The organism is Paenibacillus sp. FSL H7-0942 (assembly GCF_045040715.1).
In the GTDB taxonomy this organism is placed as follows: domain Bacteria; phylum Bacillota; class Bacilli; order Paenibacillales; family Paenibacillaceae; genus Paenibacillus; species Paenibacillus amylolyticus.
Genome location: NZ_CP150279.1, coordinates 3,094,124 through 3,107,149, shown reverse-complemented (window position 1 = coordinate 3,107,149; position 13,026 = coordinate 3,094,124). Strand labels below are relative to the sequence as shown.

Genomic DNA, 13,026 nt, shown 5'->3' with positions numbered 1-13,026 from the left:
TCCTCCTCAAAATGGGGTATTTGTTGCTCCTATTCCTTGACTGCTCCAAGCATCATTCCCGAGATAAAGTATCTCTGAACGATGGGATAAATCAGCACGATAGGTAGTGTCGTAATGACAATGGTGGCTAGCTGCACGCCTTTGGTCGTTGTTTCTATCACAGCCGAACCCCCGACATTTTGCATGGATTGTGTCTGGGACTGAACTATAATCTCATACAACATCATCTGAAGTGGATACAGTGACTGATCGGTAATGTATAACTTGGTTGTCATGAAGTCGTTCCATTGCCCCACCCCATTAAATAGCGCAATTGTAGCCATGGCAGGCATGGAGAGTGGAATGAAGATTTTCAGGAAAATATGCCAATCCCCTGCACCGTCAATCTTGGCCGATTCTTCCAGCGAATCCGGAACATTCCGGAAGAAATTCATCAGAATTACGACATCATAGAAGCTGAACAACGCCGGAATAATGTACACCCAGAAGCTGTTTAACAATCCAAGTGATTTGATTAACAGGTATGTCGGGATCATGCCGCCCGAGAAGAACATGGTAATAACACCCATGGCAACGTATAATTTACGGCCTCTTATGTACTTTTTGCTCAGACCGTAACCAACCATGGCACAGAAGAACACATGTGTAACAACGCCAATCGTTGTTTTGGACACCGATATGAAGAAGGCCTGCCAGATGCCCTGATCATTGAATACAGCTCTGTAATTCTCCAGCGAGAATTCCGGTGACCAGAAGATGAACCCACCTTCCGCCAACGCTTTGCCTGAGCTAAAGGAAGAGATGATGACATTCCAGAGCGGGACCAGAATAACGATCGTACAGATGATTAACAAAATCATATTTAAGGTATCAAAGATCCGACTATCGAGATCTTCTTTTGCCACCTTTCCATTCACGCGGGATGCCTCCTTCTACAACACAGATTGATTATCGTTTAATTTGCTTGTGATTTTGTTTGCCGTGACGAGTAGAATGACAGAGATGATGGAGACACCCAAGCCAACGGCCGTTGCATATGAAAAGTCGCCCTGAGACATCCCCATACGATAGACGTACGAATTAATGACTTCTGCTTTGTCGCGGTTCTGGGAGTTCATGAGGACCAGTGTCTGATCCAGATTGGACCCTAATAAACCGCTTACAGTTAAAATCAGATTTAGGCTGATAATGGATCTCATATTAGGCAATGTGATATTCCAGATCTGTCTAAGACGGCTTGCACCATCAATTTTGGCCGCTTCATAATACGTAGGATCAATCTTTGCCATGATCGCCAGATACAGAATCGTTCCCCAACCTGCTTCTTTCCAAATATCCGATAACGTAGCAATCCACCAATACTTTCCTGCATCCAGCAAGATGTTCTGCGGTTGCGAGATCACTCCCAGGCTAAGTAACAACTGATTAAATAAGCCCGTTGTCGAAAACCAGGTGATCAGCATTCCCCCAAGTACGATCCAGGACAAAAAGTGAGGTAAATATGAAACCGTTTGCACAAACTTCTTGAATCGTCCGCTGTTTAACTCGTAGATCATGATTGCGAGAATGATCGGAATGACAAACCCGATACCTAATTTCAAAAAACTGATCCCCAGCGTATTCACTACTGCATCCCAGAAGTATTTATCTGATAAAATGATTCTGAAATTATCGAGCCCTACCCAAGGAGCGGTAGCAAGCGTATCAATGACCGTGTAATTTTTGAAGGCAATTGTCAAACCGTAAATCGGGATGTAACAGAAAATAATCATAAAGATAATGCCTGGGATAATCATCGATTGAATCTCCCATTGTCTCCGATAATCGACTATGAATTCTTTAATCCGTTGCCCGATGGGTTTCTTCCCATTGGGACTGATCGCATTTTTACCGGTTGAAGTCTCTACGGCTAATTTATCCACGTTTTTTTACTCCCCTCCATCATGCATACATGTTTATAAAAACGTTTTTATTTTTGAACATAAAAAACCCCTTTGTTTTTATTTATGTAAAAAAAGACCGGAGAAGAAGCTGAGTCAACTTATGTGCGGTAGTCTTTCCGGTCGATCTTCACATGGCTTGAACCTCTCACCACCAGCTCACCCGTCAATTTCTGTGCAGCCCCTTGTTCTTTCTCCTTGATCATACCCACCAGTTGATTGATTGCCAGAATACCCTGTCTTGCAATTTGATTTCTTACCGTTGTAAGCGGTGGAGAAAAATACTGTGCGATATCAATATCGTCAAAACCCACGACACTAACATCTTGAGGCACTTCAAAGCCCTCAGACTTCAACGCATGCATACAGCCAATTGCACTCAAGTCATTCCCTGCAAGAAATGCATCAGGCCGCTTGCCGGGGTGCAAATGAAGAAAAGATTTTATCGCACTATACGTGCTCTCCTCCTCAAAATACCCTTGTATAATGTAATCTTCATCGATTGGAAGCTGGTATTCATGCAAGGCAGCCAAATAGCCGTCTCTACGCTGCACACTGTCAAACATCGTGTCCACACCCGAAATATAAGCAATTTTCTTGTGCCCCAGCCCAATTAAATACTTGGTTGCTTCATAAGCAGCCACATACGAGTCAAAAATGACACTTCCCATCGTATCACTCTGATAGACCCGATCCAGAAAAACCGCCTTGATCTTGTCTTTCTCCATGGCGATAATATCTTGCTCATCAATCCGAAGCTCTTCGTAGATAATGACACCATCCACCCGCCGACCCAAAATATTACTCATAATAACGTGTTTATCCTTGGTCACAAATACATTCAAACCATACCCAAGACGATCACATTCGCGAGACATTGATTCAACCAGCTTATAAAAATACGGACCCGATACACTTGTAGTGAAAAAACCAAGCATTTTGGTTTGACCGGACTTCAACAGCTTGCCATTCAGATTGGGCACATAATTTAAACGCTCTGCCACCTTAAGAACATGTGATTTTGTCTCCGGGTTCAAGACATCCACACCATTTAAGGCGTTGGAGACCGTAGATATGGATACGCCCGCTTCCCTTGCTACATCTTTAATCGTTATCTTTGCCATAAGTTTTGTTCCTTTACTATAAAAACGTTTTTATAATGTTTAAATTATCATAAAACCGTTTTCATGGCAACACTTTAATTTGCGAGTTCAGGCATCATGTACTTTATTCATAGCTATATGCCACTGCGGGCGCAAAAAAACGGCTCATGTATGAGCCGCCGTTCATGAAGCTTTAGCTTTCTATTCCTCATCCTGGATATACATGGAGTGAATCTGTTGCAGCTGCTCTTCCAGACGTTCCAAGCGAACAAAACGATCCGCTCGAATATATTCCTTCTGCTCCACAAGCATGATCATTGTTGGAACGGTAAAAATAAGAAACTTGGAAGCAACTTCTTCCACGTCGTTAGCATTAATGTGACCGAGGTATATTGATGGATAAGGTTCAAGCAACGCCCTGATCTTGGGGAGTAAAGCGTGACATACACTGCACTCTGGACGAGATACATACAAAAAAACCAATTCATGTTGTTGAATAACTTCTTCAACCATTTCTATGGATGTTAACTCATGAATATCTTTCATAGAAGCTCAACCCTTTCGATCATTCAATAGCTTGCTCATTTAAACTTTTTCTTTTCAAGTATAGCCTATGTGCGTTAGAATCAAATGGAATATATCCCCATATGAAAGAGGTTATGGTATGAAAAAATCATTCTTATTTCTGTTCACTACCCTGGTTGTTGTTACTTCCTTCTCGGCGTATACACCTGTGTCGAATGCCTCAGGCGATATTGGAGTCAGCTTATTGTCCGATCGTCAGCAAGGTACAGTAAAGTAGAACTTGTACAGAAAGTAACAGGCGACAATTCGGATAACATCTGAATTAGTCGCCTGCTTTCATTTATTCTTATTGATTTTTATTTCCAATCTCTCTTCCGAAGATAAGATTCGAATACAAAAGTTCCAAACGGCAGTAGACCGGCGAGTCCACCCATCAGCCAGCGTGTTATCTTCCACTTTTTGACCAGAGCCAAATGCACAAGGGCAATAAGGTACAAAGGAAATAAAATACCATGAATCATGCCCATTACGGCTACAGCGGAAGAGATATCTGCAAAATATTTCAGAGGCATAGCAATAAAAATCAACAGAAGTAAGGATATGCCCTCCCATATGCCCGCAATTCTGAATCGGCCTGTCACTGTTTTCATAAAGTCCATTCTCACCTTTCCCGCTAATCGTTTGTGAAATATGTAACTTGTAACATGATACAAAAACCTCACGCCACATCTCTGTACAAATATGTCGTTCTGAAGCTCATATTCAGTATAACGTATGACTCCGATTCAAAGATGTTTCAAATTTGAATAATTATTGAATCCATAAAACCAGATTCCCACATCAAGTCTTACGGATTCAAGTCGTCTCACGCTCAATCAGCTGGTATGTTAGCTGTTCTGTCTTCAACTCTGTTTTACCCAATACCGCCCACAATTGATGGAAAGCCTGGGTGGCTTGCTCTGCAATCGGATTGTGTATGGTCGTGATTCCAAGAACACGGGAAAGCTCGATATCATCAAACCCCACAATGGCGAGTTGTTCCGGTACCTGAATATTCCGTCTGCGTGCTTCACTCAGAATGCCGATGGCCGCATAATCATTGGAACATAATACGGCCTGTGGAAGTTCTGGCCCCTCAGCCATTCTTCGCATCGCTTCTTCGCCATCGGACGAGCTAAATACTGAATATTGATACGCTTCAGTCCACACATGCAACCCTCTGCTCTTCATGAAAGATTCATAGGCTTCACGGCGGCTCTGGGTATTCAAACTTTCAGCCCTGCCAAATGCATTTGCAATTCGGGTGTATCCTCTCGAAACCAGATGCTCCAGAGCTAACTTATACCCTTCTGCCTGATCCATAGCAACAGACGGAATCTCGTCATTCCCCATTCGCTGCCAGGAGACAATCGGACCGTATTCCAAATACGCCTTTAATTTCCGAGGATCATTAACACAAGCAATAATAACTAGCCCATCGACTCGTTTACTGCGCAGATCTTCGAAAGCCTGCAATTCAATCTCCGGATCTCCACGGGATGTATAGATAATCGTCTGAAACCCAAAATCCATGGCTGTATCAATGAATTGATTCATGAATGTAAGAATGATCTCACCTGTGGTAGAGGTCACAATTCCAATCTGCTTTGTTTGCCCTGTAGATAACGATACCGCATTCCGGTTGGGAATATAATTCAACTGTTTCATAATATCCGTTATGATCTGTCTTGCTTCATCACTAACATGCGGAGAATGGTTAATCACTCGTGACACTGTCGCTTTTGAGTAACCGGACCGCTTCATAATTTCATCAAACTTGGACATCGGAGACTCCCTTCTTGCTAACGAACTATATAAGTTCAACTAAGATTATTTACACTGGCACTTCGATGACAGAACAACCTTCCGATCGTTGTTATCCCCAGATTTTTTGATTCCCATATCTAAACGGGAAAATCCGGGGATAAAGGCGACCGCTTCGCTTCTTCTGGTTATTTCTGTCCTCTCCGTTTTCGTGTAAATTTTAGTTGAACTTATTTAGAATAATAGTATGCATCAAATCTGGGTCAAAAGTAAAACTTGACGTGTAACCCGTTACAACGTTTAAGCTTTTTTTATGTCATACATGAATCATCTTAAAATCAATTTGATGAATGGAGCGATACACATGAGTAATCATACTTATCAATTCCCGGAAAATTTCCTGTGGGGTGGCGCAATTGCAGCCAACCAGGCTGAAGGTGCATACAATCAAGGCGGCAAAGGATTATCTACTCAGGATGTAGCTCCCAAAGGCATCATGGGTCCAATCACGGAAGAACCAACCGAAGATAACATGAAACTGATCGGTATAGATCTGTATCATCGCTACAAGGAAGATGTGAAACTGTTTGCCGAGATGGGCTTCAAGGTATTCCGTACTTCCATCGCCTGGTCCCGTATTTTCCCAAAAGGGGACGAGCTGGAACCAAATGAAGAAGGTCTGCAATTCTACGACGATCTGTTTGACGAGTGTCACAAATACGGGATCGAACCACTGGTTACGCTATCCCACTATGAGACACCTCTTCACTTGTCCAAAGAATACGACGGCTGGGTTAACCGAAAAATGGTTGGATTCTATGAGCGTTATGTAACTGCCGTATTTAAACGTTATAAGAATAAAGTGAAATACTGGCTTACCTTTAACGAAATCAATTCGATTCTTGAAGCACCCTTCATGAGCGGTGGTATCTACACGCCTAAGGAGAAGCTTAGCAAGCAAGATCTGTATCAAGCGATCCATCATGAGTTTGTAGCCAGTGCTTCCGCTGTGAAGCTCTGTCATGAGATCATTCCTACGGCACAGATTGGTTGTATGATGCTCAGTATGCCGACCTACCCGCTGACACCAAATCCAGACGATATGATTAAAGTCATGGAATTCGAACATAGCAACTATTTCTTCGGCGATGTACACGTAAGAGGTCGCTACCCTGGTTATATGAAACGTTACTTCCGTGAAAATGGAATCGAGATTCAGATGGAAGCTGGCGACGAAGAAATGTTACTGAATACAGTAGACTTTATCTCTTTCAGTTATTACATGAGTATCTGTCAGACAGCAGACCCGGAGAAACAAATCGCAGGTGAAGGTAACCTGCTTGGGGGTGTACCTAACCCTTATCTGCCAGCAAGTGAATGGGGATGGCAGATTGACCCGCAAGGATTGCGTTATGTGCTTAACATGTTCTATGACCGTTATCAAAAACCACTGTTTATTGTAGAAAATGGTCTTGGTGCTGTTGATGAATTGATCACGGGTGCGGACGGCGAGAAAACAGTTGAAGATGACTACCGCATCCAGTATCTGAATGATCATCTGGTTCAGGTTGGTGAAGCTATTGAAGATGGCGTTGAAATTATGGGTTATACATCATGGGGTTGCATTGATGTTGTAAGTGCGTCTTCTGCCCAGTTGAAAAAACGTTATGGCTATATCTATGTGGATCGTCATGACGATGGATCAGGAACACTCGAACGTTATCGCAAGAAATCCTTCCATTGGTACAAAGAAGTGATCAGCAGTAACGGGAAAAGTTTGCAACGTTAAGGTTCTTTAAGCAAATGTAACAGATACATTCTTCTATCCCCCAGACATATCACATAAAAAAGTGTCGGTTATACGATACCTTGGCATGTTTTCTGTCTGGGGGATTTTATTTTTATTTTCAAAAAGAAACACCCGATGATACACATCGGGCATTCTCCATTAGCGACTATCACGTTGTTCACTATTTATTCTTCACTAGATGTTCCTCACTACATCCCTGCTGTACTTTGTTTTGTCTTCTTCCGTTATCTTGCGAAGGACCCTGCAAGGATTACCCGCAGCGATCGCACCAGACGGTATACTCTTGGTCACTACGCTCCCTGCGCCGATGATCGTATTATCTCCGATCGTCACACCTGCAAGAACTGTCACACCGCCACCGATCCATACATTATTGCCCACCGTGATGGGTCCAACGATCTCCAGACCTTCATTGCGCTGCTCAACATCATAAGGGTGGCCTGCAGTATAAAATCCACAATTGGGCGCAACAAAAACGTTATCTCCAAAACTGATTTTTCCTCCATCCAGCATGACAATATTATGATTGCTGTAGAAGTTCTCACCAATTTCAATATTATAGCCGTAATCACATACAAATGGCTGTTCAATCAGGAAACGATCCGTCGTTTTCCCCAGCAGTTTCTTGATCAACGCTTCTCTTTCATTGATCTTGGCTGGATGGAGCTGGTTATAATCGTAACAAAGTCCTTTGGCATGTAAACGCTCTTCAATTAACTCTTGATCATAATTGGCGTTATACAAGAGCCCTAATTGAGATTTTTCTTTTTCAGTCATCATTTCGTAAGCACTTCCCATCTTCTATCTAAAATAAATTAAAGCTCAATCTCTCTAATAATTCTAGCAGGATTACCGCCCACAATCATATTATCCGGAACATCCTTTGTAACCACAGACCCGGAAGCAATGACCACGTTGTCTCCAATGGTAACCCCCGGATTAATAACGGCTCTACCACCAATCCATACATTATTGCCAATCGTGACTGGCTTGCCATATTCTGCACCCGTATTGCGCTCATGCGGATGGAGTGGATGAGTAGCCGTATAGATATGTACATCTGGTCCCATTAAGCAATGGTCTCCAATACGAACTTCACACACATCTAATATCGTACAGTTAAAATTGCTATAAAAATGATTGCCTACATGAATGTTATATCCATAATCCACATGAATATTAGGTTCCATGCCCAGGTGTTCACCTGTAGATCCCAGCAGTTCCTTCAATAACTTGGTGCGAAGCTCACCATCCGTTTCCGTCGTTTGATTGAACGTCCGCGTCATTTTCCTTGCATACTCTCTGTCCTCAGACAATTGAAGATCCGAAGCCATGTACAGCTCGCCATCCAGCATTTTTTGTTTTTCCGTCTTCGTAGTCATGATCACCGCTCCCTCATTACACATCATGTAATTCAACATTAAATAATACTTTTAAAAACTCTTTTAATTATATAGATTAGTATGAATAAAGCAAGTCTGCTCGATATGAAAATGGTTTATTCTACTGACGCGTACTCTAGCGAAACAGCAAAAAAACCTCTACACCCATTAGACTATGGGAATGCAGAGGTTCAAGCTTTTTGTCTAATTTCTTTATTCTAAGCAACCGCCTGAACGGTTTTTTCCTTAACGCTAATGGCATAGATGGCAGTCACCAAACCAAGCAGAATCAGAACAGAACCAACCCATCCGGTGTTCAGAATCGATGAATGATCGATCACCATGCCGCCGATATAGGTACCCAGTGCAATACCTGCATGTGCAATACCTGAGTTGGTGCTGATTAGCGTTTCGGCTGTTTCCGGCGAAGTTTTGATAATCAGACTATTCTGCACAGGCGTAACGGTCCAACTCAGTGCACTCCAGATGCTTAACAATAACAAGAAGGCGATCAAAGGCAATCCCACACTGAACGGAATGACAGCCATACTCACGATAAAGGGAATCAGCACAATGATAATGGCTTTAGCAGGATGCAGACGATCGGATAACATGCCCCCGATTCCTCCCCCTGCAACAGCGGCGATCCCAAACATCATATAGATAAAGGTGACCATCGTCGCACTGGCACCCAGCGTTTCTTGCAAGAATGGCGTGAAATACGCATATAAAGTCAAATGACCCGCAAGCACAAGCAAAGTTGTAGCATGGATTGCCAACATTTTTGGATTCCACAGTGCCGTAAGCTGTTTCTTCAGGGATACAGCAGGAATAGGCTGTACACGATCCATCGCAATCCAGATGGCCACCATAACCACTGCTGTGAGAATAGCGATCAACATAAACACCTCACGCCAGCCTGCCAAGTTACCTACAAAGATTCCAAGAGGTACACCTAGGATAAGTGATGCACTGCCTCCCATGGTAATAATCCCCACGGCGCGTCCTTTATATTGTGGTTCCACAATACGTGCTGCAAGGGTCAGGGAGAGCACAAAAATAAGTGAACCCGTGGCGGCTCCGAGTGCTCTGCCCGCCATCAGCATATAAAAGCTGGAACTAAATGCAGAGATCAGATTACTGATCAGAAAAACAAACAGCGTACACATATATACCTTTTTACGCTCGAATCTGGCCGTCAAATTTAATAAAATCGGCGCAGACAACGCATAGACAAGTGAGAAAATAGAGATTAAATACCCCGCTTTGGCTAGGGAAAGATGAAGATCCGTAGCAATCAGGTCCAGAATCCCGCCCAAGATCAGTTCAACGGTTCCGACCACAAATGCTGCGATAGCAAGCACATATACTTTCTTATTCATTTTTGAATCCTCCTATAAAAGTTACAACTACGATAGTAACCCATAAGAATGAAAGTTTCAATAGTTATTTTCATGATTGTTTTCAAACAGAGATATAACAAAAAAACTATCCTCCAAGAGAATAGTTTTAATAGATTAATCTGGTGAGCAGTTTCTCGATTTCAGCATCCTGTAACAGTTGGTCACCGTATTTTTTGGTAATCTGAGTAAGGGCAACATCATGGTAGAAATAATCAGTCATCGCTTTGACAATCGGTTTGGACATCGTCTTGATCGCTCGCCATGAATCGTGCTCCACACCGGCAAACAGCAAATACGCATGATCCACAATAAGCAGCTGTGAAGGTTCTGGCGCATCAAGCAATGGAATCAACGAGTATATCCGGTTTAAGGATGTCTCCATTCCCCCAACGGCAAGCACTTCAACGTACACGCCCTGCTTTTCCTTCTGCTCCAGCAGTTCACGATATTTCTCCATTCGCTCATTCCAGGCCAGAAAAAGAATCGATGAATCTGCTTCCTCGATAAGCTGTTCGATATTCGATGCGATGGAAGACTCATCTTTTAACGTCCAGATATGTTCATCGGTGAATGTACGTTTGATTTTGTAACTCTTCAATTCCTCAATATCTTTCTCAAAATCAGCTTTAATCTTATGAATAATGGACTGAAGATCCACAGCCATATATAGTTTTTTCTTCCCATCCATCGTTGTCAGCACCGTTCCCTTGTCGATCAGGCGATTGAGCACTTCATAGATTTTGGCTTTGGGAACGTTGGAGTAATTTACAATCGATGTGGCATCAAGCGGTTCATCCTGGGCAAATATAGCCTCGTATACCTGACTTTCATATTGTGTAAACCCGAATTTCTGCAACATGGTTTGGATCGGCGCATCCCTTCTTAGTGTGTCTGGTCTATCTAGTTTAGACGCATGAACTTCCCATGTCCAGTTTATCCCACGTGGCTATGTCCGATCCCAAAAGCGCTGCTGGGTCATCGCTTGAATGAATTGCTCTGCAAACGCCGCAGGCTGCTGTTCCACAATGACGCCAGGTTTGCCTATAATGCCGACCGGCTGGATCACCGCTGCACCCGTCGGTGTAGCACCGATCGGTTTGAAATGATTGTACGTTTCGATCGCATAGGATCGGGTGTATTTCTGAACATAATCGTTTTCCTGCTGTCCTCCAACAATGAACAGACCATCATATACCAAGGGTGAGCCGGTCAAAAAGCTGTCGTCCACCTTGAGCTCCACATTCCCTGTTCCACGTACCACACCCTGTCTTTCATGTACAATGACCGGTTGAAGTCCCGCTCCCTTAAACTCTTCCAAAATGTATTGTGTGCTCGGGCCATCGAACCCTTCCCCAACAATCACTCCGACACGCAATGTCTTGGGAGAAAACACCGTATTTTCCATGCTGAGCGCAGGTGACGACTTCGTCACTGGAGATTCAGGGACGTTAGGTACATTGACTCCGAGTTCCACGGCCAGAATAGTCGCCAGCTCCGTGCTGATATGACCTAACATATTGACAACCTGCTGACGAATGGAAACATCCTTTACCTTCCCAAGTTCAAACGTGAGTGCTTGAATAATATGGCTTCTCTCCAAGCCTGTCATGCTATTCCAGAATAGACGTGCTTGCGAGAAATGATCCAGGAAACTGGGTGCCGTTTTCCGTTCTTTAAGACCTTGCACTGGGGAAGGATATGTCACAAATCCCCCTTTTGTTCCCGGCACAGTATAAGGTGAGTTATTGGCAAGCGAATTGTCATGATAGGCGACTCTCCCCTGATCAATGGTATAGCGAGAGGCTCCATCTCTCTGGTTGTTATGTACAGGGCATACCGGACGATTAATCGGCAGCTCCTGATAATTTGTGCCCACCCTCGCCAATTGAGTATCCGTGTACGAAAACAGTCGCCCTTGAAGCAAAGGATCATTGCTAAAGTCAATGCCACGTACGATGTTCCCTGGATGGAAAGCAACCTGTTCCGTTTCCGCAAATACATTTTCGACATTGCGGTTAATCGTCATTTTGCCAATGATTCGCACCGGAATGTCTTCTTCAGGCCATAATTTCGTTGCATCCAAAATATCAAAATCAAACTTGAATTCATCCGCTTCCTCCAAAACTTGTATTCCGAGTTCAAACTCCGCAAAATTACCAGCATTGATGTTTTCCCACAGATCCCTGCGATGAAAGTCCGGATCCGCACCTCCCAGCTTTTGAGCTTCATCCCACACAAAAGAATGCATGCCAAGTACGGGCCTCCAATGAAATTTCACGAATCTGGATTTACCTTCTTTGTTCACCAGTCGGAAGGTATGTACTCCAAATCCCTGCATCATTCGAAAACTCCGTGGTATCGTGCGATCCGACATAATCCACATGACCATAGCAGCCGACTCCTGGTTATTCGCAATGAAATCCCAGAAGGTGTCGTGTGCAGTAGAGCCCTGTGGAATTTCATTGTTAGGTTCCGGCTTTACCGCATGAATCAAATCCGGGAACTTAACTCCGTCCTGAATGAAAAAAACAGGTATATTGTTGCCAACCAAGTCAAAATTGCCTTCCTCAGTATAAAACTTCACGGCGAACCCACGTACATCCCGATTCGTCTCGTTAACCCCTTTGGAACCGGCAACTTCGGAAAAACGCACAAACAGCGGTGTTTTCACACCGGGGTCCTGAAGAAAATGAGCCATCGTTAACTCTTCCAGTGATTCATATAACTCAAATTCACCGTAAGCTCCATATCCGCGGGCATGCACAACTCTCTCCGGGATGCGTTCCCGGTCAAAGTGAGACAGTTTCTCACGCATCAGAAAATCTTCAAGCAGCGTGGGTCCGCGATCCCCCGCTTTTAGCGAGTTGCTGTCATCTGATATTTTAACCCCTTCGTTGGAAGACATCTCTTTGCCGTTATTATCCCGTAGAAAGGTATTTCTTTGCTCAATCTTTTTATTCTCATCCATAGGTTCCTTGCTCATCCCAATCACCTCCAGAATATATGTATGGGATTGAAAATGCATTTATGAGTATCTGTTATACCTATGAATTGATGTGA

The 13,026-nt window shown here is 43.5% G+C and carries 13 protein-coding genes; 2 read left to right on the top strand and 11 right to left on the bottom strand.

Annotated features, from left to right (window positions below; translation table 11 throughout):
- Positions 1–29: 29 nt before the first annotated feature.
- The 4 genes from MHI48_RS13960 to MHI48_RS13945 form a co-directional block, all read right to left on the bottom strand.
- Positions 30–917, bottom strand: coding sequence for a carbohydrate ABC transporter permease (locus MHI48_RS13960; protein ID WP_017688674.1), 888 nt, complete (start codon positions 915–917; stop codon positions 30–32).
- Between the two features lie 15 nt (positions 918–932).
- A complete protein-coding gene (locus tag MHI48_RS13955) occupies positions 933–1,922 on the bottom strand; it encodes a sugar ABC transporter permease (RefSeq protein ID WP_206099103.1) in 990 nt (329 codons plus the stop codon).
- Positions 1,923–2,041: 119 nt separating this feature from the next.
- Positions 2,042–3,064 (bottom strand): LacI family DNA-binding transcriptional regulator, encoded by a 1,023-nt coding sequence (locus MHI48_RS13950; protein WP_076317996.1) that lies wholly within the window; start codon positions 3,062–3,064, stop codon positions 2,042–2,044.
- Between the two features lie 180 nt (positions 3,065–3,244).
- Positions 3,245–3,589 (bottom strand): thioredoxin family protein, encoded by a 345-nt coding sequence (locus MHI48_RS13945; protein WP_036670761.1) that lies wholly within the window; start codon positions 3,587–3,589, stop codon positions 3,245–3,247.
- Between the two features lie 118 nt (positions 3,590–3,707).
- Here MHI48_RS13945 and MHI48_RS13940 point away from each other — a divergent pair, with 118 nt between their 5' ends.
- Entirely contained in the window at positions 3,708–3,845 is a 138-nt protein-coding gene (locus tag MHI48_RS13940) for a hypothetical protein (protein WP_179086465.1), read from the top strand.
- 79 nt (positions 3,846–3,924) lie between these two features.
- On the opposite strand, the gene MHI48_RS13935 is transcribed toward MHI48_RS13940, so the two are convergent.
- Positions 3,925–4,218 carry a DUF3817 domain-containing protein gene (locus tag MHI48_RS13935; RefSeq protein ID WP_076318167.1) on the bottom strand — a complete coding sequence of 98 codons (294 nt, stop codon included), beginning with the start codon at positions 4,216–4,218 and terminating at the stop codon, positions 3,925–3,927.
- Positions 4,219–4,423: 205 nt separating this feature from the next.
- A complete protein-coding gene (locus MHI48_RS13930) occupies positions 4,424–5,392 on the bottom strand; it encodes a LacI family DNA-binding transcriptional regulator (protein ID WP_076327720.1) in 969 nt (322 codons plus the stop codon).
- A 343-nt stretch (positions 5,393–5,735) separates the two neighbouring features.
- Between MHI48_RS13930 and MHI48_RS13925 the strand changes: the two genes are divergently transcribed.
- Positions 5,736–7,160 (top strand): glycoside hydrolase family 1 protein, encoded by a 1,425-nt coding sequence (locus MHI48_RS13925; protein WP_036608339.1) that lies wholly within the window; start codon positions 5,736–5,738, stop codon positions 7,158–7,160.
- Positions 7,161–7,355: 195 nt separating this feature from the next.
- Here MHI48_RS13925 and MHI48_RS13920 read toward each other — a convergent pair whose 3' ends face one another.
- The 5 genes from MHI48_RS13920 to MHI48_RS13900 form a co-directional block, all read right to left on the bottom strand.
- On the bottom strand, positions 7,356–7,958 hold the full coding sequence (locus MHI48_RS13920; protein ID WP_143781417.1) for a sugar O-acetyltransferase: 603 nt from the start codon (positions 7,956–7,958) through the stop codon (positions 7,356–7,358).
- A 38-nt stretch (positions 7,959–7,996) separates the two neighbouring features.
- Positions 7,997–8,563 carry a sugar O-acetyltransferase gene (locus MHI48_RS13915; protein WP_036670756.1) on the bottom strand — a complete coding sequence of 189 codons (567 nt, stop codon included), beginning with the start codon at positions 8,561–8,563 and terminating at the stop codon, positions 7,997–7,999.
- 218 nt (positions 8,564–8,781) lie between these two features.
- Positions 8,782–9,945: an MFS transporter gene (locus tag MHI48_RS13910; protein WP_036670755.1), complete on the bottom strand. Its 1,164-nt coding sequence runs from the start codon at positions 9,943–9,945 to the stop codon at positions 8,782–8,784.
- Positions 9,946–10,072: 127 nt separating this feature from the next.
- The gene (locus MHI48_RS13905) at positions 10,073–10,825 is read right to left on the bottom strand and encodes a TrmB family transcriptional regulator (RefSeq protein ID WP_036670754.1); all 753 of its coding nucleotides are present in this window, start codon (positions 10,823–10,825) and stop codon (positions 10,073–10,075) included.
- Between the two features lie 87 nt (positions 10,826–10,912).
- The gene (locus MHI48_RS13900; protein WP_405144361.1) at positions 10,913–12,949 is read right to left on the bottom strand and encodes a catalase; all 2,037 of its coding nucleotides are present in this window, start codon (positions 12,947–12,949) and stop codon (positions 10,913–10,915) included.
- Positions 12,950–13,026 lie beyond the last annotated feature (77 nt).